The sequence below is a fragment of the Cytobacillus sp. Hm23 genome, from assembly GCF_051842895.1.
GTDB lineage: Bacteria > Bacillota > Bacilli > Bacillales > SM2101 > Nanhaiella.
Genome location: NZ_JBPXRQ010000009.1, coordinates 53,214 through 78,768 on the forward strand (window position 1 = coordinate 53,214; position 25,555 = coordinate 78,768).

Annotated in this window: 25 protein-coding genes; 4 read left to right on the top strand and 21 right to left on the bottom strand. The window is 32.8% G+C overall.

Features of this window, described 5'->3' with window-relative positions; genetic code table 11:
- Positions 1 to 186 precede the first annotated feature (186 nt).
- Complete coding sequence (locus tag ACSVDA_RS07395) at positions 187 to 1,551, bottom strand: flippase (protein ID WP_485882086.1); 1,365 nt, start codon at positions 1,549 to 1,551, stop codon at positions 187 to 189.
- 183 nt (positions 1,552 to 1,734) lie between these two features.
- On the opposite strand from ACSVDA_RS07395, the gene ACSVDA_RS07400 reads away from it, so the two are divergent.
- From ACSVDA_RS07400 to ACSVDA_RS07410, 3 genes are all read left to right on the top strand, one after another.
- Positions 1,735 to 3,276, top strand: coding sequence for a right-handed parallel beta-helix repeat-containing protein (locus ACSVDA_RS07400; RefSeq protein ID WP_485882087.1), 1,542 nt, complete (start codon positions 1,735 to 1,737; stop codon positions 3,274 to 3,276).
- 298 nt (positions 3,277 to 3,574) lie between these two features.
- Positions 3,575 to 4,528 carry a nucleoside/nucleotide kinase family protein gene (locus tag ACSVDA_RS07405; RefSeq protein ID WP_485882089.1) on the top strand — a complete coding sequence of 318 codons (954 nt, stop codon included), beginning with the start codon at positions 3,575 to 3,577 and terminating at the stop codon, positions 4,526 to 4,528.
- On the top strand, positions 4,513 to 5,286 hold the full coding sequence (locus ACSVDA_RS07410; protein ID WP_320207460.1) for an AAA family ATPase: 774 nt from the start codon (positions 4,513 to 4,515) through the stop codon (positions 5,284 to 5,286). The genes ACSVDA_RS07405 and ACSVDA_RS07410 overlap by 16 nt, the downstream gene beginning before the upstream one ends.
- A gap of 31 nt (positions 5,287 to 5,317) precedes the next feature.
- Here ACSVDA_RS07410 and ACSVDA_RS07415 read toward each other — a convergent pair whose 3' ends face one another.
- From ACSVDA_RS07415 to ACSVDA_RS07470, 12 genes are all read right to left on the bottom strand, one after another.
- Positions 5,318 to 6,376, bottom strand: a complete 1,059-nt coding sequence (locus tag ACSVDA_RS07415; protein WP_485882091.1) for a hypothetical protein — start codon at positions 6,374 to 6,376, stop codon at positions 5,318 to 5,320.
- 45 nt (positions 6,377 to 6,421) lie between these two features.
- On the bottom strand, positions 6,422 to 7,879 hold the full coding sequence (locus ACSVDA_RS07420) for a lipopolysaccharide biosynthesis protein (protein ID WP_485882092.1): 1,458 nt from the start codon (positions 7,877 to 7,879) through the stop codon (positions 6,422 to 6,424).
- A gap of 32 nt (positions 7,880 to 7,911) precedes the next feature.
- On the bottom strand, positions 7,912 to 9,114 hold the full coding sequence (locus ACSVDA_RS07425; protein ID WP_485882094.1) for a glycosyltransferase: 1,203 nt from the start codon (positions 9,112 to 9,114) through the stop codon (positions 7,912 to 7,914).
- 96 nt (positions 9,115 to 9,210) lie between these two features.
- Positions 9,211 to 10,386 (bottom strand): O-antigen ligase family protein, encoded by a 1,176-nt coding sequence (locus tag ACSVDA_RS07430; protein WP_485882096.1) that lies wholly within the window; start codon positions 10,384 to 10,386, stop codon positions 9,211 to 9,213.
- Positions 10,387 to 11,193, bottom strand: a complete 807-nt coding sequence (locus tag ACSVDA_RS07435) for a glycosyltransferase family 2 protein (RefSeq protein WP_485882098.1) — start codon at positions 11,191 to 11,193, stop codon at positions 10,387 to 10,389.
- Positions 11,194 to 11,213: 20 nt separating this feature from the next.
- A complete protein-coding gene (locus ACSVDA_RS07440) occupies positions 11,214 to 12,146 on the bottom strand; it encodes a glycosyltransferase family 2 protein (RefSeq protein WP_485882100.1) in 933 nt (310 codons plus the stop codon).
- 99 nt (positions 12,147 to 12,245) lie between these two features.
- Positions 12,246 to 13,439 carry a glycosyltransferase family 4 protein gene (locus ACSVDA_RS07445; RefSeq protein WP_485882101.1) on the bottom strand — a complete coding sequence of 398 codons (1,194 nt, stop codon included), beginning with the start codon at positions 13,437 to 13,439 and terminating at the stop codon, positions 12,246 to 12,248.
- 14 nt (positions 13,440 to 13,453) lie between these two features.
- Positions 13,454 to 14,467, bottom strand: coding sequence for an NAD-dependent epimerase (locus ACSVDA_RS07450; RefSeq protein WP_485882102.1), 1,014 nt, complete (start codon positions 14,465 to 14,467; stop codon positions 13,454 to 13,456).
- Positions 14,468 to 14,506: 39 nt separating this feature from the next.
- The gene (locus ACSVDA_RS07455) at positions 14,507 to 15,166 is read right to left on the bottom strand and encodes a sugar transferase (protein WP_485882104.1); all 660 of its coding nucleotides are present in this window, start codon (positions 15,164 to 15,166) and stop codon (positions 14,507 to 14,509) included.
- A 327-nt stretch (positions 15,167 to 15,493) separates the two neighbouring features.
- Positions 15,494 to 16,426 carry an NAD-dependent epimerase/dehydratase family protein gene (locus ACSVDA_RS07460; protein ID WP_485882106.1) on the bottom strand — a complete coding sequence of 311 codons (933 nt, stop codon included), beginning with the start codon at positions 16,424 to 16,426 and terminating at the stop codon, positions 15,494 to 15,496.
- 790 nt (positions 16,427 to 17,216) lie between these two features.
- Positions 17,217 to 17,696 (bottom strand): VanZ family protein, encoded by a 480-nt coding sequence (locus ACSVDA_RS07465; protein ID WP_485882108.1) that lies wholly within the window; start codon positions 17,694 to 17,696, stop codon positions 17,217 to 17,219.
- Between the two features lie 36 nt (positions 17,697 to 17,732).
- Complete coding sequence (locus tag ACSVDA_RS07470; protein ID WP_485882109.1) at positions 17,733 to 18,899, bottom strand: nucleotide sugar dehydrogenase; 1,167 nt, start codon at positions 18,897 to 18,899, stop codon at positions 17,733 to 17,735.
- Positions 18,900 to 19,915: 1,016 nt separating this feature from the next.
- Here ACSVDA_RS07470 and ACSVDA_RS07475 point away from each other — a divergent pair.
- Positions 19,916 to 20,347, top strand: coding sequence for a YwpF-like family protein (locus tag ACSVDA_RS07475; RefSeq protein WP_320207448.1), 432 nt, complete (start codon positions 19,916 to 19,918; stop codon positions 20,345 to 20,347).
- Between the two features lie 253 nt (positions 20,348 to 20,600).
- On the opposite strand, the gene ACSVDA_RS07480 is transcribed toward ACSVDA_RS07475, so the two are convergent.
- The 8 genes from ACSVDA_RS07480 to ACSVDA_RS07515 form a co-directional block, all read right to left on the bottom strand.
- Entirely contained in the window at positions 20,601 to 21,104 is a 504-nt protein-coding gene (locus tag ACSVDA_RS07480) for a hypothetical protein (protein WP_485882111.1), read from the bottom strand.
- A gap of 295 nt (positions 21,105 to 21,399) precedes the next feature.
- On the bottom strand, positions 21,400 to 21,564 hold the full coding sequence (locus ACSVDA_RS07485; protein WP_485882113.1) for a hypothetical protein: 165 nt from the start codon (positions 21,562 to 21,564) through the stop codon (positions 21,400 to 21,402).
- Positions 21,565 to 21,572: 8 nt separating this feature from the next.
- The gene (locus ACSVDA_RS07490; protein WP_320207445.1) at positions 21,573 to 21,980 is read right to left on the bottom strand and encodes a hypothetical protein; all 408 of its coding nucleotides are present in this window, start codon (positions 21,978 to 21,980) and stop codon (positions 21,573 to 21,575) included.
- A gap of 350 nt (positions 21,981 to 22,330) precedes the next feature.
- Entirely contained in the window at positions 22,331 to 22,531 is a 201-nt protein-coding gene (locus ACSVDA_RS07495; RefSeq protein ID WP_320207444.1) for a hypothetical protein, read from the bottom strand.
- Between the two features lie 296 nt (positions 22,532 to 22,827).
- A complete protein-coding gene (gene fabZ, locus ACSVDA_RS07500) occupies positions 22,828 to 23,262 on the bottom strand; it encodes a 3-hydroxyacyl-ACP dehydratase FabZ (RefSeq protein WP_485882115.1) in 435 nt (144 codons plus the stop codon).
- 18 nt (positions 23,263 to 23,280) lie between these two features.
- Positions 23,281 to 23,580 carry a DNA-directed RNA polymerase subunit beta gene (locus ACSVDA_RS07505; RefSeq protein WP_485882117.1) on the bottom strand — a complete coding sequence of 100 codons (300 nt, stop codon included), beginning with the start codon at positions 23,578 to 23,580 and terminating at the stop codon, positions 23,281 to 23,283.
- Positions 23,581 to 23,751: 171 nt separating this feature from the next.
- On the bottom strand, positions 23,752 to 24,597 hold the full coding sequence (locus ACSVDA_RS07510; protein ID WP_485882119.1) for a flagellar hook-basal body protein: 846 nt from the start codon (positions 24,595 to 24,597) through the stop codon (positions 23,752 to 23,754).
- Positions 24,598 to 24,666: 69 nt separating this feature from the next.
- Positions 24,667 to 25,488 carry a flagellar hook-basal body protein gene (locus tag ACSVDA_RS07515; protein ID WP_485882121.1) on the bottom strand — a complete coding sequence of 274 codons (822 nt, stop codon included), beginning with the start codon at positions 25,486 to 25,488 and terminating at the stop codon, positions 24,667 to 24,669.
- Between the last annotated feature and the right edge of the window lie 67 nt (positions 25,489 to 25,555).

A 25,555-nucleotide genomic window follows, 5' to 3' on the forward strand; every position in this document is an offset into this window, starting at 1 on the left:
CAATGAACAATTTGACGAAAAGATGCCACGAACGCTAGATGTATACGTGCTTATATTTTTGAACGAAAAGCAACAATATGAGAAAACCGCCATCTAAAATATTTGAGCTTATATACTTAAAAACTATTTAAATCAATAATTGGCTCCTAAGTTGGACATTAAAGATTTTTCAACGACGTGTTCATTTTATTTCACGAATGGAATGTACCATGTACGAAAGCTAAATTTTTTATAAGCATAAATGGAAGCCATCGTTTCTCGAATAATGATACTTAAAGATGTAGCAACAGCTGCACCGATCATTCCAAAGATAGGTATTAAAATTAAGTTTCCCAATACATTCGTAGCTGCAGAAATAACAATTGCATTCCTAGCTAATTTTTCATTCCCTGTCATATTCAGCAGTTGCATTACACTACCAGCACATGCATTTATACACTGACCAATACATAAAATGATGAGTGGGATTACCCCTTCGATATAGACCTCTCCAAAAATAGCCAAAAGAACCGGTGCGAAAAGAATAATTATAAATAACAGTGGAATTGAAGTCCAAACGATGAGTCTAGATGAAAAATGAAAAATCTTTATTAAATCATCCTTTCGCCCTTCCCAGTATAGCTCAGAAAATTTAGGCAAAATAATCATGTTAATAGAAGATAATGAAAAGCTAATTAACAGTGATAGTTTTAGAACGATACTATAAATCCCTACAACACTAGTACTTTGAAAAATACCAAGCATAACGACATCTGTCCAATTTAAGATGAGTGACATAGCTGACGTTAAATACATTGGAATTGAAATTTGAAGTATTTCCTTTAAACCTTTCGTTTCTATTTGATTAAATAAAAGCTGCTGATTTTCCTCATCTTTTCGAATGTACTTATGCCAAGAAAACATACTCATAAATGCGGTGATCGTAATAGCGATTGAAAGCGCATATATGATATGCATGAAGTCTTTTGTAAATAAAAGCAGGAAAAAAACTAATATTAAAAGGTTCCCAAAACGTATTCCAATAATTTCAAAATATATAGATTTTGTGATAGATTTGATCGCTCTAAATGCTTTTGAATACATTCTTGTCATAACCATAAAGGGTAAGACGATGGAGACTACTCTAAATGGTTGTATGAGCAGTTGTTCTTGAAATAATAGGATAGCAATTGGCTCAGCTAAGATAAAAAGTAAAACACTAAATAAAACAGAGAGTGGTATTAGCAATTTCATAACTTTAGTAAAAACGATATTTGCTTGCTTCATAGAATATTGACTACGATATTCTGTGATTAATCTAATGATTGCTGTATCTGTTCCAAGTAAAACGAGCGTAAGACAGATCGTTAATAAGGTAAATGACAACGTGTATATACCTAATGCTTCAGCGCCATAAACTTTTGCAATCATAAAGTTTAATACATATAACAGAATAAATGACAAAAGGCGCAATATAAATGTCATACTAGAACCCTTTATTAACTCTAAATAATCCCTGTTCTTTGTGTAATGACTGATTTTTGATCCAAACTTGATTTGAAATACTCTCATAGATTCCTTCCCTTTTGATTAATCTACCTACACTATTACATCCTATGTTTATATGAATCTTGTATTCCAATTTTTTTAGAGCTGATTAGACGTTGATATTTATTAAAAATAGTAATTTTGTCCAATCATTTTAAGTAAGTGTTACACAGAATATATAAATAACAAAAAAAGGATGATAAAAAAATGAATGTTGTTAACATTTTAGATTATGGTGCTGATCCTACTGGTAACAGCGATTCAACTGGAGCAATACAGTCTGCTTTTGACGCTGCTGTCAGCGGAGATGTTAAAACAGTATATATTCCAAATGGAAATTATTCCATCTATGATTCGTTACTAGTTGAGGGATCAATTAATATAGTCGGGGATGGAAAAGAATATTCAAAATTAATATGGAAGGAAACATCAAACACAGGTAATGAGGATTTAATTTATTTGTCTAATGGATCAAGAACTGACAATTTTACATGGTCCGATTTTCGTGTTCAAAATGCACCAAGAGACGGTATCCATATCGTAGACGTGCATCAATGGGTGATTCAAAATATTATTGTTGACCAATGTGGGAGGCATGGTTTTTATCATGAAAAATCATGGAAGGGAATCTTCATTGCATGTATGTCAAATCAAAATGATCAAAACGGATTTCATGCAGGCTCTGAATCTCAAACTACCAATGTGTTGAATTGTTGGGCACTCTCCAATGGAAACTGTGGTGTAGTAGCAGCTGTAGAATCATTCGTACATGGTTGTACACTTGAATCTAATGAGTATTGTGGTATATATGTTGGCAGTGCAGGGGTTAGTGTTGCTGGAAATTATTTTGAAGGAAAAGGTAATTATAGCGATCCTTCAGCTGGAAATGTTTATCATATTTTAGTTGAAGATACGAATGGAGTTCATTTAAGTGGTCAAGATGCCCTTAAAAATATAGATATTGGGCTGATGATTAGAAGCTCAAGAAACATACAGCTAAGTGGGTTAACAGGAAGACAAGCAGGTGGAGCATTAGGGTCATATGGTTGGGATAAGTATGGAAATGTTGGAGTATGGATTACCGAAGACTGTGAAGATATTGTTGTTGGTGCCATTGAATCAGTACCTATGGTCATTGAGGATCTATCTAAAGTTTATTTTCTAAGAGACCGTAAACCTGATCAAGATGTACTTGATGGATATGGTTTTTTCAACGAGGAAGGAAGTTATCCAGGCATCGCTGAAAATTGGATTCCTGATGTCGATAAAGGAGTCGGTGAAGCACAACTATTACCTTCAAATACTGAAGCAATAGGAGAATATGTTCAGGAAATTACCATGACTTCAACCTATCAGGGAATTAATAGCACTGCTACATTTAAACCAAACACTACCTATACAATAGGTATATTTTTAAAAAATGAAATTAGAGTATTTCTTCAAGATCCGGATAATAACAGAATAGCAGATCAAGATATTTATCCTAGTCCTTATATGAGGTTTTTAGCTTTTCAATTTACGACCGGAGGTAATCCAACAGGTTCATTACGGATCAGATCAAGAGAAGGGTCTGGAACCTTTTGGATTGGGGGTGTAAAAGTAGTTGAAGGTGCATTCGACATGAGTTCATTTCCAATGCCGAGCGAACATGATTTAGGAGAGAATGCTTACATCCTTAAATCACCTGACGGCAGTAGATTCACAATAAGTGTTGATAATAACGGGCAATTAATCATTACCGGCATATAATCTCTAGTTCAATTTAACTCCCCAAACTTATCATTTTGATTCAAAAGTAATAACTTTTACAATTCTATCATAGTATGAAAGGTCAGCATATTTATAAGTAATCTAGTAGATAAAATTGGGGAGTTTGATTAAGGTAGAACTTTTGCTCATTAAGATTGTAGAATACTACAGAAAGGGGTGTCTCAAAATACACGACCATGAAAACATTATATACGGTAAACTTCAAAGCAACGGGTATAGGATAAAGAATCTGACTAGGACACAGCCATTACATAAACTAACTAGAAGCAATGATTCTTTGAAATTAAAAGGGCTGTTTACACATCAAGAATATAAGCAATTAACACCTATCCACAATTCATTAGTAGCCGATAATATCTTCTTTGACGAATTATACAACGATAGTCCACTTCTCCGTACGCATGAGTTATTAACAAGCTTAAAAAACAAGAAAACGCTAGACCAGCATTTACACGTTGGTACACCTTATAACTCTGTCACTAGCACAACTTCAAGGGTAACAACTACTCCTAGTAGAGTAACACTGCCAGCTGGTGGTTTAATTATCTCCTTTATTGGCTGTGATGGATCTGGAAAATCTACTATTACATCAGAAGTAACCTCTTTTTTATCTAGTAAAATAGACACTTATAACATGTATTTAGGGAGTGGTGATGGTACAAGCTCTCTCATTAGATATCCATTAAAGGTACTAAAGCAATGGACAGATAAACGACATGCAAAAAAAGGACAACCACTCACACAAGAACACCTACATGTAAGAAAATTTCGCAGCAAACTAATCGCCCTTGCAAAGTTTACATGGGCTTTAACACTTTCATTCGAAAAAAGAAAAAAGTTGAAAAAAATTCGAAAGCTAAGGAGCCTTGGCTACGTTATCATTACAGACCGCTATCCTCAATATCAAATTATGGGTCGTAATGATGGACCGCTCTTACATGATTGGATACAACATAAGAATAAAATCATTCAGTATTTGGCTAGATGGGAAAGTAGAACTTATAAAGAGGCACATATGAAGCCGCCTGATCTCATTGTTAGATTAAATGTCTCAGCTGATATCGCATTTCAAAGAAAAAAAGATATGAAGTTTGAGGAGTTTCAAAAGAGGGTCAAAGACATTAGTTCATTAAAATTTAATGAAAAAGCAACAGTTATAGAAATAGATGCAAATCGATCATTAAATGAGGTTCTTTCAGAGGTGAAAACAAAGATATGGGGTCACATATAAAAAACTTTCATAACCATAACGACATCATGGTAGAATTTATCGGTATTCCAGGTGTAGGAAAAACAACACTGTCACATATGTTGGCTAAATCATTATCAGTTAAAGGCTTTCATGTTAATGAGCCAACTTATAAAATAAATTCGAAGAAAGAGTTTTTCAAAAAAATAACAAAATTATTATATATTATGAAAATATTAATTACAGCTCCGAATATATGCATCTATGCTATTCAAATTATTCTTAAAACACACCAAAAAAGTTATAAGGACTTTATCAAAACTGCTTCTAACCTATTATTTGTAATCGCCATTATTAAATCTAATTCTACTAAAAAAGGGATCCATATTTTAGACCAAGGTTTTTTTCAAGCACTATGGTCCATTGAGTATAGTGCCCATCATCTCATTAAACCTCTCGATTTAAAACAATTATTAGAGATGGTTCACTCAAAACCGCTGTTAATTATAGACCTTCACGTCAAACACACAGAAGTTCTTAAAAGACTACATCAAAGAAAAACAGACTATAGTAGAATTGAAAAATATTTTTTGGAAGCGTTGCCAAACCATATACAAATATCAAATGAAATTTTAAACCAATTAAAGCATAATATTTCTCTTACAAATATTGATGAGGAAAAATTAAAAGTAATATCATTAAACAATGATAATAACGAACAATTGGATAAAAACACAGTAGTCATTGACCAGTATATTCAAGAGCTGTGCCTTTATCGTTATCGCTGCTATGGAAAATGATAAAGGCTCGCCGGTTGGCGAGCCATATATTCTAGTTAAAACTAGCTGCTAGTTCTTTCTTATAAATCATTTCATTTAACATCTCTATCCTTAACAAATTGCAATTAAATCTACAAAATTCCCCCTCCTCAAAAACCCATTTACCATTTATCCACATATATCTTCCTGGAACACCATCAATGTACATTTGACTAGGAGAAATTGATCCGAAAAATACTTGCATTTCATTAATCAAGTAATTACCTTCTAAATCTTCAAAGATATCAAAGGACATTGAGGATATTTTTAACTTTTCACACCATGCTTTAACCAAATTTAACAATTCTTTTGGAGGGTCGACCCAATCACCAAGATAACCAGACCCACTTCTCAACCCATTTTTCCCTTTTGGTTTCCTAAATCCAAAATAAGAATTGCCAATTTTAATGACCCTCCACTCTGTTTTCATATCCACATGCTCTTGAATGTGGATGTACCCCTGCCCCCTTTCAGTGTATGGAAAATACTCTCTATTCATATTTTTATACATTTTTATGGGCTTTAAATAGCTTTTCACAAACTTTGGTAGATCACTTATTGTATGGTATCCTCTAAATATATTTTTTGTAAAAAAAGATTTGTATATTTGAAACATTAATTTGACTTTAGAATTTATTTTTTTGACGCCAAGACCTGAATTTCCTCCATCACTTTTAATGATTTTAGGAAATGATTTTGTTTGTTTGGCGAAATGTAGCGCTTCTTTTATATTAAAAAAGGTGTTTGCCGAGACATGAGGCAGCTCATTTAACTTATAGAAGTCAGACATCATAATTTTAGATTCATAATATAAAATGCTTTCAAGCTCAGGAACGCATTTACCTTCTATTCTATCTTTGATTAACCATATTCTATTAAGGAACACGTTCCTCCACAATCTTGTTTTAGTAGGAGGTCGTACAATATAACCATCACACTCAGCCTTCTCAAACTGCTCTATCCAATTAGGTGCAAATATATTAATAATGACATAATCTACATTTCTATCAATACAAGCATCTACAATAGCCTTCTCGTGTCCCTGTGGATCGGAAAAAACTCCAATTTTCATTTACCCACCACCTGTACTATTTTTCATCCAGACAACCATTTCTTTTTATGATTTCTTTTTTATTTGTTGAACTAAACCGATTAAATCTAGCCGTGTATCTCGAAAAAGTATATTTAGTGAGAAATAAAAAATCATACATAATAAAATCGATATAAAATCCCAAGCGAGCCCCTCATTCATTCGCTGCAATAAATATCCTAAAAAACCCATCAAAGTTGCAAATAAAGCTGAAGGGAGCACATTTTTAAGCATTTTAATTATAGATATCCCGATTGCAAACTTCATTATTAATAAATTAACAATGACACCTTGCAACCTAATCCATGAACGAGCAATGACTAACACCCAAAAACCATACTTAACGCTAATGAGACAAACAGGAATTAAAACGACTAAATGCAATATTTGAGCCAATATAGATAATTTAGGACGGCCTTTAGCCCGATACACTTCACTACAATATCGTCCGACACCTACCATAATTGCACTAGTTAACGCCCAATAACCAATGACATCACTAGCTTCATACCAATCATCACCTAAAAATATTTGGGTCGCTAAATCGCTATATAGGTATACACCAATACCCAGTGGAAATACGATCAAGGAAACGTATCTTTGGATTTTAAAGAAGAAAAGATTAAACTTTTCATTATCATGTTGTAAACGTGACAAAGCAGAAAATAAAACAGGTGCAGTTGACGCAATTATAAGCCCGAATAAAGCATCCACCATCATAATAGATGTTTTATATATTCCTAAATAATAGACACTTAAGGCACCACTAATAATAAGAACGTCTACCCAAATGGTAAACCAGATCATTATCCCTTCAATTAACGACCATATACTAAATGATAGCATTTGTCTTAATATTTTGAATTTATAAAACAGTGATGGTTTCCATTCTGATTTTACAGTTAATACAATTGCACTAAACAATTGTCCTGCAATCATGCCAATAATTAACGACCAATAACCTAAACCAAATAAAGCTAAAGGGATCGTAATAAAAAATGGGATACATACAGTCCCTACTCTTACTGTAAATAAAGTCCTAAAATCAAAGCTTCGTCTGTATAGTGCCATTTGAATACTTGAAAAGGATGTTAAAGGTAATACCATACAAGAAATAGCAACAACTATTCCTAAGCCTGGATTTCCTACTAAAGCAGCAATTAAATCACTAAATATAATGATAATTCCCCAAAGGACCAAAGAAATGCCAAGGTTTGTCCAAAAAGCAACATTCGTATTTTTAAGCTTTTCTTCCTTATCCTTAAACTCACGCTGAACCAAGTATTTTTGAAACCCTGCATCTGTAAACATATCTGCAAAGCTAATTATCATTGTGATGGTTGCAACAACTCCGAACGCCTCCGGAGCTAAGATTCTAGCTAAAATCATATTCGTAATAGGAGTAACTAATTTTGCAGCGATCTCAGTTAACGTTGCCCATTTAGTAGCGTTTATCATTTTCCCTGTTAATTCTTTATTATCCAAAGTTATATACCTCTTAAATAATATAGTCATACTTAACAGAATTTAGAAATCATGTTTTCCCATTCCTTAATAATATGATTTATATTAAAATCACTTATCCTTTCAACGCTTCTATTTGCATAGTATTTTCGCAAATCTTCATTATTTAATAAGTGATGAATGTGATTAGCTAAAGTTAATTCCTCTTCTAGTAAGCTATCTTTTTCCCTTAAATGATTACCTCTACAAACTGGTGTTAACACTCCGAACATCTCTCTATTAATTTCATATGTCATATTCTTGACACCAATATGAGTTGGCGCTAATATTTCTCTAGGACCAGATAAACAGTCTGTTGAAATGATAGGAATACCGCAAGCCATTGCTTCTGCTAATGCATTGGGAAAGCCTTCGTATAAAGAAGAGAGAACAAATACCTTTGACTTATTAATGTATTTAAAAGGATTTTGTTGGAAGCCTAAAAAGTGGACATCTTGTTTAATTTTTAACTCATCTGCCAATTGTTCTAGTTCTTCCTTTAATACACCTTCCCCAAGAATAACTAGTTTCGCATTTGGATTTAAAGCTTTCACTCTACTAAATGCTCTAATGAGATGGCATTGTCCTTTTTGTTTATTTAACCTTCCAGCTGTGATAATCACTGGATGTTCGAATATATTTCTATACTGCTCTTCAATGGGTTCTTTTGATAGTTCGTTAATTCTTTGAATCGGGTATGAGTTATAAATAATTGTTATTTTATCTTCATCGATGCCATAATTTGTAACTAAATCATTTTTTATTTCATGTGAAACTGCCACAATTTTATCAGCTTTTTTATACAAGATTTTGATGGTTTTTTTCCAAAAGAAAGATTTAAGCCCTTTTTTGTGCTTCGTTGACATGTGATTTCTAACAGAAATAACCGTTTTACCATATTTTCTCGTTAATAAATTTATTAGATTCGGATATTCTAAAAAACTGATCATTGTTTTAATTTCATTTTTTTTCTTCAGCTTCTTAATGATATTCATCCTATAATAAAGAGCTAAACATTTATAAATGACATTGCTTGCTTTTACATTCCTCACTTTAATTATTTCTCCAGTATAGGGGTATTCAACTTTTGCTTTATTTTCAAATAAAATTATATTGTTATCAAATTCACTCGATAAATTTAATGTTAAATTTGATACCGCTCTTTCAGCTCCACCTGTTGAGAGTGTTCCTATGAAAAATGCAATTTTATGTTTCATGAGAAGCCTCCTGGTATAACAAACAATTTTGACAATCATTCAAAAGCTCACAAGATATATTATTTACTAAGTATTCAATTAACTAAGTTTACAAAACTATTTGAGGGTTACATGATTCGCTTTTCTTTTTTTAAGATCTACAGCAATAATTATTAAGATCATTAGAAATATCCATAGCATCGTATTCCTAATTCCGTTATGAAACAGACCATAAAACATTAATCCAATAATTGAACTGACATTCTTAAATCCCTCTACCTTTTCAATATAATAGATAATAAATATAAAGATAAATAGACCTACTAATCCATATGAAAAAACAAGGTTCCCAATCGTTGAATGGACTTCTTTTGTAATTTGACTTTCAAAACGCTCGTATAAACCTTCTCCTGCTCCAAATATTAAATAATTGATATGGTTAAAAATCCTATCGTACCCTCTTCCACCTAATGAATCATCTTTATCTTGTCCAATTTTATTAATTCTTTCAACTACATTAGTCGTTAAAGGATTGTTCACAATCTCATCCTGAAAAACAACTCCAACAGGAATAATAATTAAGAGTAGTATAAACAGTGTTTTGATCCATTTACCATTCTTGACAGAAAATCGTTTGACAATCGTCGGAATAAAAATAATAAGATATGCTAGCATTGCGGCTTTTGACAAAGATATTAAACATATGACTAAACTAGAAAATATAGCTATGATATACAAAGGTTTATATATAACGTAATCTTTTAAAGCAAGGAGCAGAGCTGCGATTAAGATTGCATAATAACCTAACTGATTAGGATTATTAAAAAACAACACCATTCTCGAAGAAGAAAAACCACCATATATGATGAAGAGCAAAAATTGAGTAATAATGGATAATTGGACGGCTAAAGCTGATGCTTTTAAAAAGGCAACATTGTATACTTTATATAATCCAACAACCATTAACATTGAAAAGAAATTAAATATATAAAACAACGTATTTTTAAAGTAAGCACTCCATTCTTGATTGATAATACCCCAAATAATATTTATAAAAGCTACATACAAACAAAAAAACAGAGCAACTTTCAAAATTAACATAACGGGTTCAGGAGCGCGAAACTTTCCATTTACAGCAATAAGAAGTATACCGAAGGTGGCTAACAAAATAAAATCTGCAATTTGTAAAGATCCACTACTAAAAAGGTAAAAAGGTTTCAAGGTAAAATACATTACATAGCCAAATAATAAAGCCACAGCAGGCTTACTATTATTGATACTTATCATAACCATTTATTCCAAACTCCTCGATTTTACAGGACTAAAATAATTTCTTAGCATGATATTCACCTTGCTAGGTAAAATATACATCAGCAGTGCTTTAATAATTCCTGACATACAAGCCTTTTTAGGAAGGTAACTATTTTTCATTGCATTTACTCTTATTTTTATTCCATTCCTTAATTGAACTTTATTTTTATTGTAGGTGATAGAATTACCTATATCATAAATACTTGTTGATAATATCTCTGGAATAACATATAGACTAGAAACATGGAGCACTTTCACCCACAGATCGTAATCTTGCGAAGTATAGTATTCTTTGTTATACCCGCCAACTTCATCATATATAGATTTTCTAAACATTGTAGTACAATGCTCAATTCTATTACCTAGCGCCATCGATTTCTTAATATTTTCAGCTTCTAGTACTTTGTCGTATTGCTCTATCATTATTCCATCTTTCATTTTAATAATGTTACAATATGAAGTAACTAACCCAACGTCATCATGTTCATCCAAAATATCCTTTTGTTTTCTAAGTCTTTCAGGGTGCATTAAATCTCCAGCATCAATTCTCGCAATATATTCCCCATGAGATAAACGAACTGCTTTAATAAGTGATTTTGTCAAACCTATATTCTCTGTATTTTTTATTAAAGTCATTCGAGGATCTAATGTAATTTCCTCTTCTATCACTTCTACTGTGTTGTCGGTTGAATAATCATCAACAATAATAAGCTCATAGTCTTGAAAATGTTGGGTTTTAATAGATTCTATCGTTCTCCCAATTATTTCAGCTGCATTATAACAACTCATTACAATGGAAATAGATTTTTTTATAATAACCTCTCCTTCTTTAATAAATAGAGTTTCACCATCACCTTATCCATCAGCTTATACAGTTGGCGATTCAACAAGCTTGGTATAACCCTTAGCCCGAGTTTATACTTTTTCCAACATTTAAGGGCAGCTAAGAAATCTTTATTAAGAAGATGCTGCTTATAGATCTCTAAATAGTTATAAAAATAAATCATATGTCCTTGTTTTTGATAGGTGTGTATAATGCCTTCATATTTCGATAAAAACTGTTTTTTTGTTTTTTCCATAGAGGTTGTATCCAATATATTAGCCCTGTCATCTTTATAAATACTTAATAAAGACTTATTAATATATTTAGTCTTGTAGTCATTAAAAAACCTCACCAGAAACTCTAAGTCCTGATGTCTGTTAAATCTTTCATCGTAAAACCCTGTGTTTTCAACTGCACTTTTCTTAAAAAGGAAGTTAGAACCTGAAATATTCAACCTGTTGCACAATACATCGAATTGTAAATTTCCTTCTTTGTTATACCTATTTTTTCTAATTATTTGGTTGTTATCCTTCACTACAAAATCACAATATACCGCACCAATCTTGAAGTCAGTTTTTCGTAATTCCTTCACTTGATACCAAATTTTATCCTTGTGAAACTCATCATCATCATCTAAAAAGCCGATATATTGACCTCTTGCTATTTTAATACCTGTATTTCTTGCTGAAGCGCCATTTTTGTTTCTCTCATGTTTAAAATAAATAACATTTGTTGCATTTATAAATTTTTTCATAATTTCTTCAGTTTTTTTTCTAAACTCTGTATGTGGATCATTATCGTCTACAACGATAACCTCAGTATTTGTATATGATTGATTTAGCACACTCACAATGGCTCTTTCTAACAAATCTGCCCTTTTATATGTTGGTATAATTATGCTCACAAATTCATCTTGCATTCTTAAATTCACCTCATATGAAATCAATTATAAGTAACTATTATGACTATAAAAACAAATCATAGGGACTTGTTTTCTAACATACGATTCATTAATAGTTTAATAGCTCCTTAACCTCTCATTCATTGAATTAATATCATATACTTTGCTTATTAAATCTTTATAAAGAGTATCTAGTCTAGCTGCCACTTTAGCTTCGGTAAATTCACTAATTATTCTTTCTCGTGCGTTCTTTGCATATTGTTCCAATTCTAATCTATAATTCTCTGAAATCCACTTGGACATTGTTTCTGTTAAACCTTCTATGTCATTTAATTCTACTAATTCACCCGTTTGATTATGCACAACTAATTCTTTCGTTCCTAACACGTTTGTAGCTAACACTGGTTTATTAAACGCCATAGCTTCCATTAAAATCCTCGGTATCCCTTCTTTTTCAGAAGTTAGAATAACAGCATCACATAGTTGGATTAAGTCATATATATCTTTCCTATATCCTAAAAATATTACTTTGTCTGTAATACGAAGATTCTCAGCTAATAACTTCATACTTTCTAATTCTTCTCCTGTACCAGCAAGAAGAAACTTACAAGAACGATCAGTTGTTAAATTGGCAATTGACCTCAATAGCATTTGATAATTTTTTACACCCTCAAACCTTGCACCCATTAAAAACACAAATTCATTATTGTTAATACCTATGCTTTGTTGGAGCTCTGTTTTTTTGGAAACCGTTAGCTTCTCATAATTATCAATTTTAGTTAAAGGAATACCATTTCCTTCATAAGCAGTTATAATTCTTTTCGGTACTATCTTCCTTATAACATCCAAATCTTCTTTGTTTTGAGAAAAGTAAGCATGACTAAAGGAGCTAGCCACCCTCTCTAAACCTTTATAGACAAAGTTTTTTATGTTAGATTGGCCCTCATAAAAAGGTAAGCCATGACTTGTATGGATAATTATTTTTACTCCTGCTATCCTCGCTGCTATTCGACCTATGACACCCGCTTTAGCTGCATGTGTATGCACAATATCATATTTCTCATTTTTTAAGATTTTAACAATCGTCATAATGCTAGCGAGATCCTTCAGTGGTTTTATTTTGCGAGACATACTTACGGTAATGTGACGATACCCTCTGCTCTCTATTTCTGTAACTAAGCCAGTATCATCAGAAAGAAACTCAATCTTATAATTTAACTCCCTAAGTTCATCCATTTTATCTAATAACATATCTTTTATCGTTAAATCAATTGTTGACATATGAAGAACCTTCACATTCTTATGATTCATATAACCAACTTCCCCTATTTCGTTATTGGAGTGTAGTATTTTTTGTACCAATCTACAAATTGATGTATTCCCTGCTCAATGCTAGTTGATGGTGTAAAGCCGATATCATCTGTTAATGAATCTATATCTGCATACGTTTCTTTTACATCCCCTGGTTGCATCGGGAGATATTCGATGATTGCTTTTTTTCCAACGGCCTTTTCTATCGTATGGATAAAGGTCATTAATTCGACTGGACGGTTATTACCAATATTGTATACTTTATACGGTGCATAGCTTGAATCTGGCACAGGATGCTCTCTATCCCAACTGTCATTCGATTGTGGAATCTTATCTATTAAATTAACAATTCCCTCTACAATATCATCTATATAAGTAAAATCCCTCTTCATCTTTCCATGATTAAATACTTGTATAGGTTTCCCTTCAATAATTGATTTCGTAAATTTAAAGTAAGCCATATCAGGTCTTCCCATTGGACCGTATACAGTAAAAAACCTTAATCCAGTAGTAGGCAAACCAAACAAGTGACTATACGTATGTGCAAGTAACTCATTTGATTTTTTTGTAGCTGCATAAAGACTTATAGGATGATCTACATTATCTTTAACAGCGTATGGCATTTTTTTATTAGCACCATAAACAGAACTTGATGATGCGTAAATGAGATGTTTAATGCCATGATGTCTACACGCTTCCAATATATTTGTAAAGCCTAGAACGTTAGAATGAATATAAGATAAAGGATTTTCTAAGCTATATCGAACACCCGCCTGTGCTGCTAAGTTAATCACTTTAGTTATAGGGTAATTTTTAAAAATATGCAAAACTTGATCTTGGTCTTTCAAATCTACCTTTTCAAATGTAAACCTCTTGTTTACCTCAAGTAATTTCAACCTATCTTCTTTTAATGTGACATCATAGTAATCATTTAAGTTATCTATGCCTACAACTTCATATCCTTCTTTTAATAGATACTGTGATAAATGATAGCCAATAAAGCCTGCAGCGCCCGTAACTAAAATCATATTTTTTATCTCCTCATATTTAAATTCACTCGTCTATAATTACCTTGCTCCATTTCCTGTTACTACGATGCGAACTGTTTTTAACATAATCTTCAGCTCCATCAAAAATGATTGATTGTCTATATAATAAAGATCCAGCTTTAATTTCTCATATGGAGTAATCTCATATCCCCCATTAATTTGAGCCCATCCAGTTAATCCTGGTTTTACTGATAAGCGATTTATGAACCCAGGTATTTCTTCGTTAAATTGAGCTGTAAACATCGGACGTTCAGGTCTTGGACCTACAATACTCATGTTACCTCTTAATACGTTAATAAATTGGGGTAGTTCATCTATCCTTGTTTTTCGCATAAAGCTTCCTACCTTCGTCACTCTTGGATCATTTTTCTGGGCCCATTGAGCTCCATTCTTTTCAGCATCTACACACATAGAGCGCAATTTAATTAAATTGAAATATTTACCATTTTTACCTACTCTTTTTTGAATAAAAAATGCAGGCCCTGGTGTCTCCAGTTTTATCAAAATAGCAAAAACGATAATAATAAGAGATGTCATTAACAATCCGATTAGCGAAAGGAGTATATCTGCCCACCTTTTCAATACTGGAAATACAATATTCTTTTGTACTTTAAAACTATCTTTTTCTATGTAAGTAGCAGAAACATAAGTGTCGAAAAAGTTATTTGTTGTTTTCAATACGCTGCTTCCCTCCTATTTTGTATAACAATTTATTCTACTTCCTATCCTCACTCTCTATGGGCAACAAGTATCCCTCCTCTAACTAATGCTATAAAAGATACAACTCTACTTTTTATACCCTTCATGGTTGGAATATGGACACTGAAAACGTGTTTAACCAAAACCTTGATTCATTATATGCACTTGATTACTTATTAATACTGTTTTTATCATTATTAATAAATTAAGAGAGTTTCTATCACAAAGAGTGGAAAAATATTAAAAATAAGATCGCCAACCAACAGCTTTTTAGTGAAGTGATAGGCAATCTTTGTGAAATCTACTTTATACTAAAGAATAGTTTTTATAATAATCTATCGTTTCTTTTAAACCTTCTTGAAATGAGTAGGACAAATTCCAATTTAGATGTTCCTTTGTAGATTTGTTACATAATACGCTATTCGCTATTTCTCCTTTTCGAGAATTGTGATAGCTTGCTTCTTGCTTATAATCCAGCAAAGCTGTCATTGTCTTAAATAAATGATTTATTGTTACTGGCATAGTTGAAGAAACATTTAAGACTAATCCATCACCATTCTTCAAGGCTCGAATATTAGCAGCAGCTACATCCTTCACATAAATAAAATCTCTCGTTTGCTCACCGTCACCAAATATGCTAATTTCCTCATGATTACTCATTTGATTGGCAAAGATGGCTACTACTCCACCTTCACCTAAATAATTTTGACGTGGTCCATAAACATTGCTATACCTTAAAATACTGAACTTCACACCATAATATTTTGAAGCCATTTTCAAATATTCCTCTGTTGTCCATTTGGATAAACCATATGGTGATTGGGGCTTTGTAGGATGATAGATATCGATCGGTAGGTATTCCGTTTCACCGTACACAGCAGCTGATGATGCAAAAATAATCTTTTGTACTTTAAACCGTTTGGCTGCTTCAATTACATTTAAAGAACCCTTAATATTAATTTCAGCATCGTGCATCATGTTCATTGTAGAATTGACAACTGATACATGTGCTGCTTGATGGATGATATAATCTGGTTTTGTTTTTTGCACAACCTCATGGAATTCATCACTTGTTACATCACATACATACAACTCAACCTTATTTGAAGGAATGTTATCTAAACGACCAGAGCTGAGATTATCTACTACTACAACTTCATATTGTTGTTCCAGTAGTTGATCTACTATATGAGATCCAATAAAACCACAACCGCCAGTTACCATTATTTTCGTACCCATTATTGCTCCCCCTCATCTTATTAACTGATTTGCAGCCATTATTAATTCGTTATCATATGAATCTACCAATCAATACTTTCAAGTGACCTTAATTTGTTTCATCGTTATTCCTTTTCCATGTTATGTATGTATGACTGCTTCTTTTGGCATAGTATTCTCACTCCTTCTCTCATCTTTCAATAATTTATAGATAAAAAATACTATGCATCTTCATTTATCAATATGTCATTTTTTGTTAAGGATATTTTCAAATTTTGTTGCTACCGTTCCTAAACTATAAAAATGTCGATGTAATTAACAGTCATCGGATTTATTGAAGAAAGGATGACACGAAATCTAGTTGTACTCTTTTATATTTTTTGTACGAAAAACAGCAATCTAGATGAAAGACTCTTTCTTAACCTTGTTGCTATTCTCACAAAATTTGTACGATAAGAAATGGCTTTATATGTAAGTCATCATGTTATAGAAGAAACGATGATACGAAATATAGTTGTATACGTGTTTAATTCCTAATACGAAAAACAATTTATGAGAAAACTGCCTTTTAAAAAGTGCTTTTCGTAAGGTATTGTTACTATTTTCACAAGATGAATATTAATCATTTATGAGGTAAATATACACACACGTTAAGTATGAATATAATCAATAATGCAAGTTTTAAAAGAAAGGTACTAGGGAAGATAAATAGTGGACAGTTCTTATTAGTGGAATCAGAGTGATAGAACTTGGCTTAGATATACATAAAACTTCTAGCTATTAAAAAACCTCTCAATCAACAGAAAGTAGATTAAGAGGTTTCGTATTTACTATTCACCAGAAAAAGTTTTGGTAGGAAGGACATACTAATACCAACGATAGCACCAGCACTATCAATGATAACATCTCTCATTTGAGCACCTCTGCCAGGCACAAATAGCTGATGGAGTTCATCCGATATGGCGTATAACACACAAATCATTAGCGCAACACCAAAGGATTTCAAGCCGGACTTCCCACTGCTCCTCAATGCAAACACAACTAGCATTCCTAATACTAAGTAAGCGATAAAATGGGCATTTTTCCTTACTAAACGATTCATTTTATATAAACTAAATTCAGATTGAGGTGAAACCTTTTCCGCTGATTCTATAATAACTTTGGTGATGTTTGTACTTAGATTAGCGGATTGTTCCTCCACTTGTGAGGATAAATAAAAAATAAGCATCATCCATGTAATGACTGTAATCCATAAAATGATATAACTTGACTTCTTGCGGGCTTTCACCATATAAACTCTACCCTTTCAGCTTACTTCTTATTGTAGCTAGTCTGTATTATACAAATCTCTCGTGTATACTTTCTCTTCAACATCTTCAATTTCGGCACTAAGTCTATTTGAAACAATGACATCTGCTAACATTTTAAATTGAGACAAATCATTAATAACTTTTGAGTGAAAGAAAAGTTCATCATTTAAAGCTGGCTCGTACACTACAACCTCTATTCCTTTAGCTTTAATTCTTTTCATAATACCTTGAATCGATGAATCTCTAAAATTATCTGAGTTTGTTTTCATTGTCAATCTATATATCCCTACAACTTTGGGCTTTTTTGCTATAATTTGATCCGCTATATGATCTTTTCGTGTTCGATTAGAATCTACGATAGCACCAATAATATGGTTAGGCACATCCTCGTAATTCGCTAAAAGTTGCTTCGTATCCTTAGGCAAACAATATCCACCATACCCAAATGAAGGGTTATTATAATGATTTCCAATTCTAGGATCAAGTCCAACACCATCAATAATTTCTTTTGTATTTAGTCCTCGTATTTCAGCATAAGTATCTAGTTCGTTAAAATAAGCTACTCTCATTGCTAAATAGGTATTGGAAAAAAGCTTTACTGCTTCTGCTTCAGCAGAGTCTGTATATAAAATAGAGATGTCTTTTTTAATGGCCCCTTCTGCTAATAAGCTTGCAAATCTTTCTGCTCTTTCAGATTTTTCTCCAATGATAATTCTTGAAGGATATAAATTATCATGAAGTGCTCTACCCTCTCTTAAAAATTCCGGTGAGAAGATGATATTATCCGTCTCAAACATTTCCTTCACCCTGCTAGTATACCCTACAGGAACAGTCGATTTAATAACCATAGTAGCCTTTGGGTTCACTGCAAGGACATTCGCGATCACAGCTTCCACTGTTCTAGTATTAAAATAATTCTTGTCAGGGTCATAGTTCGTTGGTGTAGAAATAATAACAAATTCCGCATGCTCATAAGCTTTATATACATCTGTTGTTGCTGATAAATTTAAGTTCCTCGTTGTAAGAAACTCTTCAATCTCTGTATCTACAATTGGAGACTGTCTATTGTTTATCAAATCTACCTTCTCCTGATGAATATCTATCGCTACTACCTCATTATGTTGCGCTAATAGTATCGCATTTGATAAACCTACATAACCTGCTCCCGCTACTGTTATTTTCATTATTTAAGAATCGCCTCCCCAATCTACTAAATATAAATTCAAGCTGTATAGATTTTAATTGAATTAATAACCTTCTTCATAAACTATGAATTTTTTGTGTTTATTATACCCATTTTTTCTAATGACTAAAACGTAAAGCAAATTTCATACTATCTAGTCCTATTGTATATATCATAATAATTTATACATAGGAAGAACATTCAAGAGAGATAATAGGATTACAGTAATTGGCCTAACTAGATTTTAGTGGTACTTAGGATTCGAGTTAACAGAAGAGGTATTGGAACATGAAGCTAAAAGTTGCGTGAAGGCTTTGTTAATGTTGAAAATAAACAACTTACACGTTATACGATGCCCATAAAAACTGCTGAATAATTGTAACAATTTCACTAGAATAGATAACACCTTGCCAACTAACATCAAATGCTGCTGAAGTTTTATATCTAAAGAAGGCGTTGTTCTGTATTCATAGATTTAACGCATTTCCGTCTCAAGAATAATCGTCAACTCGATTAGCACAGTTATACATACAAGCGCCTATATATGAACACATAGAATATCATAAGCATATAAGATTAAGTAAACAAATGATTTGGCATTTGATAGCACTTCCCGTAACCAATTGGGGACACAATATGTATGAAAGGACCTACGGGTGCTGATAAATTATTCATACTATTTTCGAGGTATTTATTTGACGTTAAATCTATAGCTTAAATATATTCGGTAAACATATTAACTAGCTGAACTGACGCTTGTAAGCAAAAATCCTATTACAATCAGGCTGTATTTCGTATGAGGAAATAACCTCGTGCACACAACTAGGGTTCGTAGCATATCATACACATCAGTTTTCTTAAAATATAAGTTAAAAAACATTAAAGTTTACGAAAAGAGCCTACATCAAAACCTCGCTGAACTAAGACTGTCATTATTTCTTTTAAAAATATACCTCAATGATTATGATATACTGTAAGAAATGAAGTTGTTTCTTATTAAATGAGGGAGGTGTGTACATGAAAACCTTCAGATTAGTTGCCCTCACTATATTAAATGATGACGAATTACAGGTTAGTAAACAAGGCATATCATTACTTGATGGGTTAATCATTAATAAAGAGGACGGCGAAAACAGGTGGTTACTTGATATTTTAATTGTTCCAGACTATTTACACCTATTCAATGAACTACATAAACAGAGTCAGACAAAGAGCATTCCGATTCAAACGGTCATCTCCAAGAAAGACAATGATCCTGCAACAATGTCCGTAAAAGTAAAGAAGATTACAACTATGGGGGATAGTGTGAGCGTTTTAATGGACGGTGTCTTAATCAACCGAAGAACGAAACGTGCCGAAATATTATTAACTGATTTACTCCAAAGAGGTTTACACGGTGAACAGCTATTACAAGAATTTAAACAACAGCTTAATAACAATAGTCGATAAGTGGTGAAATGTGCATGTATGCTATCTATCACTTTGTTACATACTCCTCATGCAACAAAGCCTCTCATGCATGGTGGCATACACGCTTTAGCTTTATTTAAAGCCCTAATTATATTTATTTGAGGTACTCTTAGGGTCTGTGACCTTACACTATATATTCGCCGGTTATGGTGAATGTTAACCAAGCTATCAACGATGTAAGATTGACCCTTTTCTATATTTCAACGTACTCGACCATCACTTCGTTGATCTACTAATTCTTTCTTTCATTCGGAAAAAGCATAAATGCACAAAGATTTCCCCTCATAATACTAAATCGTTTTAATACTCTTTGAATTGAGGTTTCCATAAAACTATCTTCTACATGCAATGGTTGTAAGGTATACTCTTTCATTCGTTTATTCCACTTATAGGTTAATAAGCTTATTTTATTATGCTGGAGGAAAATCGATGCAACTACTAATCGTTTTTTATCATTTGATAAAAAGTATAGTTCAATAATGGAATTAGATTTACAATAAAATGCCGTGGAATGCAAGTGTGGTTTTGGTAGAGCAGATAAAGGTATTTGCACGTCATCAAAGTGATAAATAATTTGGCTAGTAATGACATCATCTAAATGCTTCAACTGTGTATTTTTATGGTTATACATCGCTGGATTTTCATTAATGAGAATTTTGTAGAATACATTATTTTCCTCTGTGTCGCTCCGCACTTCTGATACAGACACCTTTGTAAGGTAAAAGTAAATACTCACATAACCCCCCCCCCTTAAAAAAGGATAATATTTATTATATAGTATAATCGTCTCATATTTATGAAAAAATAGAAATTTTGTCTATATATTACTATTTTTATTACTATTAAACGATATTACCTTCTTTAAGTCTGTTCTAATAGAGTATAAATATAGAAAGTTACATAGTTCTTTAAGAGGAATAGTAGACGAAGCCATATCACATAATGAGTTTTTACAGTGGGGTGTAATTGTTCATAACTAAGGACAGGCCCATATACGGTTATGGAACCTGTCCCTCTATACTTTATATTGTTTAATGATATAATTTAAATTCTTTATTTTGTGTCACATCATCAAGCTCTTCAGTTAGTTCTTCTTCCGAATTAAGCTTATCCTGTGCTTGCTTCCCTATTTTTGTGAGATCATCAAGACTATATGCCTGTTCTGGTAATTCTTCTTCAAAAGCCTGATAATACAAGATTTCAGTTAATTTTTGTCGTTGCTGTTTTTTTTTACAGCCTTTGTTAATTGGTCAATATGGTATTTCGCTTCCGACTTACACGCATAATCAATATCTTCTATTTGCAGTTCATTAACTAGAGATTCGATTTGTTGTATTTGATCGTTTGTTGGTTGTTCTGATAAAAGCTTCTCAATTGTTTCATTAATTTTATCAGCGAGCTGTTCATGAAATAAAGGATTTTCTTTAATTTCATCTTCTATTTTATCAAACCATGATGCATTTTTGTCTGCATAGTGTCTCCAATGCTGAATAAAATCATTGGTATCATATTTTTCTTCATTCCACTCAATTTTGTTCATATACTGTTCGAATGCTGCAGATATTGAGCGAGAAATACTAATTTTTATACCGTGTGGAAGATTTTTGAACATTTACTATCCGTACCTCCAAAATTAATCTGACTAATTATTAATAATACCATATAGTTATTCAAAATGACAATTATTGAGGAAATTTGTTACATCGTGAAGAATTATTTCGAAGTGGATAGAATTTGGAAGATTATCATTTCACTGACAAACACTATAGTAATAACTGAAGGCTCTTTTCGTAAATAATGTTGCAATTGTTATCCAAATTAGTACTAGGTAAATCATCATTGTATAGAAGAAAAGACTTAGTTTATACGTATTTCTTAGTACGAAAAGCATCAAGCAAATGTGAAAACAGCCTAACTAAAATGAGCCCACAAAAAGTGGGCAATAGAAATAATAACGTCTTGTCATCCCTCTTGATTTTCTTCCTCTTCTTCCATCATATCTTCCTCATAAGTGTTATTATTTAAATCTTCCTCTGGCAGTTCTTCTTCCATCGGTGTTTCAGTCTCAGGTGGTGGAGGATTTTCTGGATTCGTATTACAACCTGTAAATAGTAACGCAAATAATAATGAATTCATTAGTGTTAATGACCATTTTTTGTTCATGAAACTCACTCCTTATTTATCCTTACTTAGACATCCAAAGGTGTGTCTTTGAATATGTTTCCCAAAATTCATTGAAATTTTTCATTAAATAATTGTTATTATTAGGAATGTATATATTCATTGTTAGTTATATTAGCGATCATCACATATAAGCTGATTTAGCATTCATAACTACGTCGTCTTACTCATCAGTTATTGTTTTTTAGAAGAAAAAATGCTACGGAATCTATACGAAAACAGCATAAAAAAAGATTACCACTAGGGTAATCTTATTATGTCGTAATTAAAGTGTAGATTTACTCTGTTTTATCACCAAGAGCAAACATAATTTCCGTTTCACACGCAATTTCTCCATCAACAGTTGCAACAGCTTTTCCCTTGCCAATGGAACCTCGTACCCGAGTCATTTCTACCTCTAAGCGCAATTGGTCACCAGGTTTCACTTGCTTTTTAAACCTACAGTTATCAATTCCACCAAAAAACGCTAACCTGCCTCGATTTTCCTCTTTCTTTAACATAGCTACAGCACCGACCTGTGCTAGTGCTTCTACAATTAAAACACCTGGCATAACAGGAAAATCAGGAAAATGTCCATTAAAGAATTCTTCATTAGCTGTTACATTTTTAATGCCTACAGCTCGCTTGCCTTCATCTACTTCTATAATTTTATCAACTAATAAGAATGGATAACGATGAGGTATAATATCTTTAATTGCTGTTACATCTAACATAATATGCAAATCTCCTTCTTACTCGGTATCTTTATCAACTAAATTAAAAATATGTTGCCAAGTAGATTTTTTGAGTGCATCGGAAGGATCTCCATTTCCAATGACACCATAACCAACTATAGCACCTAATAATAAACTGGTGACAAGTAGCACAGCAACAATTATTAGTTTTAACCAAATGGGGATTAAGCGTACACGAGCTTTCACTTTTGTTTTACTTTTACTTTTCGTGTCTTGTGTATGTTCTTCCCCTTGTTGTCGTTCTTGTCTCAGTTGAGAACGCGTCTTTGTTTCAGACTGGTTTACATTCGTTGTCACTTATCTTTACTCCTTTTAAATATAGATCTGTTCAAAAAGAATAGGAAGATATTTCTTGCTTCGTGAAAGAAATGGCTAAACTTAAGTCTGAAACGTTTTAAGCTAACGTAGGATTAGCATTTCCTTCAAGCTTTCGGTCATCTTATTCCCGAACTAATTGATCTATCTTTATTATCGAATTCCATTAACGAGACCCATCATTTGATCTGCGATAGAAATTGATTTTGCATTAAATTGGTACGTCCGTTGCGTTGTGAGCATATCTGTCATTTCTTTTGACAAGTTAACATTAGATTGCTCTAATGCCCCTTGTTTTAGACTTACTGTTTCCTGAAGCTCGTCTGTTAAATATGTTAATACCTCATCTTCACCTAAGTTTAATTGTTGGAGATTCGGTAATCCAAGCAAATTATCGCCGATAGACTGTAATAGCTGTGGTCGATGTATTTCAACAACAGAAAGATTGTAAATTTGTTCTTCACCATCATTCTTCGTTACGTTCATTGTACCATTTTCGTTAATAGAAATGTCTTGGAAATCATTTTCAATATTAATAGCATTACCTAAGCTGTCAAGCACAGGGTACCCATCACTCGTTACTAGCACTGATTCATTAGATCCTTCACTTAGAGGTGAAAGATAGAGCGCACCATTTCTCGTATAATTAATTGTTTCATTGCCATTTTCTTCTACGGATACGCGAAGAAATTGCCCTTCCTTAGTAAAAGCAATATCAAGCGGTCGGTTTGTTTCTTTAAGGCTCCCTTGAGAAAGAACAATACTCGTTTGGCCTAATTTTGACCCAGTGCCCAGTCTGATACCATCTGGTGTTAAGCGACCTACCTCTTGATCATCCTTCGGTTGATTATTAAACTCTTGATACAATAATTCGGTAAAACTTGCTTCACGACGTTTGTAGCCGACCGTATTAACGTTTGCAAGGTTATGACCAATCGTGTCAAGCTTCTGTTGTAACTGACCCATCGTATTTGCAGCTGCCAAAATTGACCTATTCACTACATATTCCCTCCCAATAATCAGCAATAAATAAAATATATGCTTATTTGAAACACCGTTTAATTAATTTTAACGTAACCTACCAATTTCATTTACTGCTTTATCCATACTCTTATCATATGCTTGTAATATTTTTTGATTTGCTTCAAACGCACGATAGGAAGTCATTAAATCTGTCATTGTTTGTGTTGTGTCAACATTTGACCCTTCGATAAAACCTTGCTCAATTTTAAATATGATCCCTTGGTTCGTATTTGCACTTGGCAAAGCTTGGTTGTTTTCCGTTCTTAACATACCCGTCTCGTCCTTAATGAGGGTATTGGTGTCCGTTGCATAGGCGATATTTATTCGAGCAACAATCTCATTGTTTTCTAGCACTGTCCCATCACTGTTAACTGTAAATTGACCACTGCCCACTTGTATTGGTGCATCATTTTCATCAAGGACATAATGACCACTACTAGTCGTTAAATACCCTTGTCCATCAATAGTGAAATTACCATTTCTTGTGTACAAAGTGTCACCATTTGCGCTTTGCACCGTAAAAAATAGCCCTTCATTATTTGGTACAGCTACATCAAGTAGCGCTAAATCAGTATGTAATCCCGTTTCTCTCAAGTCACCTTGAGTGAAGTTTGGTATGGTTTCCTGTAAATAGACACCTGTGTTAATCGTACCAATTGTTTTTGCATAAGGAAGCTCCTTCAACTCTTGCCCTGGAATAGAAGACGTGCCAAGTTGCTGCAATAGCATTTCTGGGAATGCTCGTAAGGACCCTTGTTCTGCTTTATAACCTGGTGTATTTGCATTTGCCATATTATTTGTTAACATATCCGTTTTTCTCTGTTGTGAAATCATTCCTGATGCTGCTGTGTAAAATCCACGTAACATTGTTATCACCTCATCCTTGAATCGATATGTATCTTATCCATAGGCTATTGCCTTAAACATGGTTGCT

Bases quoted from the DNA above. Each gene is read 5' to 3' on its own strand.
- ACSVDA_RS07395 (WP_485882086.1), bottom strand. From the start codon at position 1,551: ATGAGAGTATTTCAAATCAAGTTTGGATCAAAAATCAGTCATTACACA.
- ACSVDA_RS07400 (WP_485882087.1), top strand. From the start codon at position 1,735: ATGAATGTTGTTAACATTTTAGATTATGGTGCTGATCCTACTGGTAAC.
- ACSVDA_RS07410 (WP_320207460.1), top strand. From the start codon at position 4,513: ATGGGGTCACATATAAAAAACTTTCATAACCATAACGACATCATGGTA.
- ACSVDA_RS07415 (WP_485882091.1), bottom strand. From the start codon at position 6,376: ATGAAAATTGGAGTTTTTTCCGATCCACAGGGACACGAGAAGGCTATT.
- ACSVDA_RS07425 (WP_485882094.1), bottom strand. From the start codon at position 9,114: ATGAAACATAAAATTGCATTTTTCATAGGAACACTCTCAACAGGTGGA.
- ACSVDA_RS07430 (WP_485882096.1), bottom strand. From the start codon at position 10,386: ATGGTTATGATAAGTATCAATAATAGTAAGCCTGCTGTGGCTTTATTA.
- ACSVDA_RS07435 (WP_485882098.1), bottom strand. From the start codon at position 11,193: ATGAGTTGTTATAATGCAGCTGAAATAATTGGGAGAACGATAGAATCT.
- ACSVDA_RS07440 (WP_485882100.1), bottom strand. From the start codon at position 12,146: ATGCAAGATGAATTTGTGAGCATAATTATACCAACATATAAAAGGGCA.
- ACSVDA_RS07445 (WP_485882101.1), bottom strand. From the start codon at position 13,439: ATGAATCATAAGAATGTGAAGGTTCTTCATATGTCAACAATTGATTTA.
- ACSVDA_RS07450 (WP_485882102.1), bottom strand. From the start codon at position 14,467: ATGATTTTAGTTACGGGCGCTGCAGGCTTTATTGGCTATCATTTATCA.
- ACSVDA_RS07460 (WP_485882106.1), bottom strand. From the start codon at position 16,426: ATGGGTACGAAAATAATGGTAACTGGCGGTTGTGGTTTTATTGGATCT.
- ACSVDA_RS07465 (WP_485882108.1), bottom strand. From the start codon at position 17,696: ATGGTGAAAGCCCGCAAGAAGTCAAGTTATATCATTTTATGGATTACA.
- ACSVDA_RS07470 (WP_485882109.1), bottom strand. From the start codon at position 18,899: ATGAAAATAACAGTAGCGGGAGCAGGTTATGTAGGTTTATCAAATGCG.
- ACSVDA_RS07475 (WP_320207448.1), top strand. From the start codon at position 19,916: ATGAAAACCTTCAGATTAGTTGCCCTCACTATATTAAATGATGACGAA.
- ACSVDA_RS07490 (WP_320207445.1), bottom strand. From the start codon at position 21,980: ATGTTCAAAAATCTTCCACACGGTATAAAAATTAGTATTTCTCGCTCA.
- ACSVDA_RS07495 (WP_320207444.1), bottom strand. From the start codon at position 22,531: ATGAACAAAAAATGGTCATTAACACTAATGAATTCATTATTATTTGCG.
- fabZ (WP_485882115.1), bottom strand. From the start codon at position 23,262: ATGTTAGATGTAACAGCAATTAAAGATATTATACCTCATCGTTATCCA.
- ACSVDA_RS07515 (WP_485882121.1), bottom strand. From the start codon at position 25,488: ATGTTACGTGGATTTTACACAGCAGCATCAGGAATGATTTCACAACAG.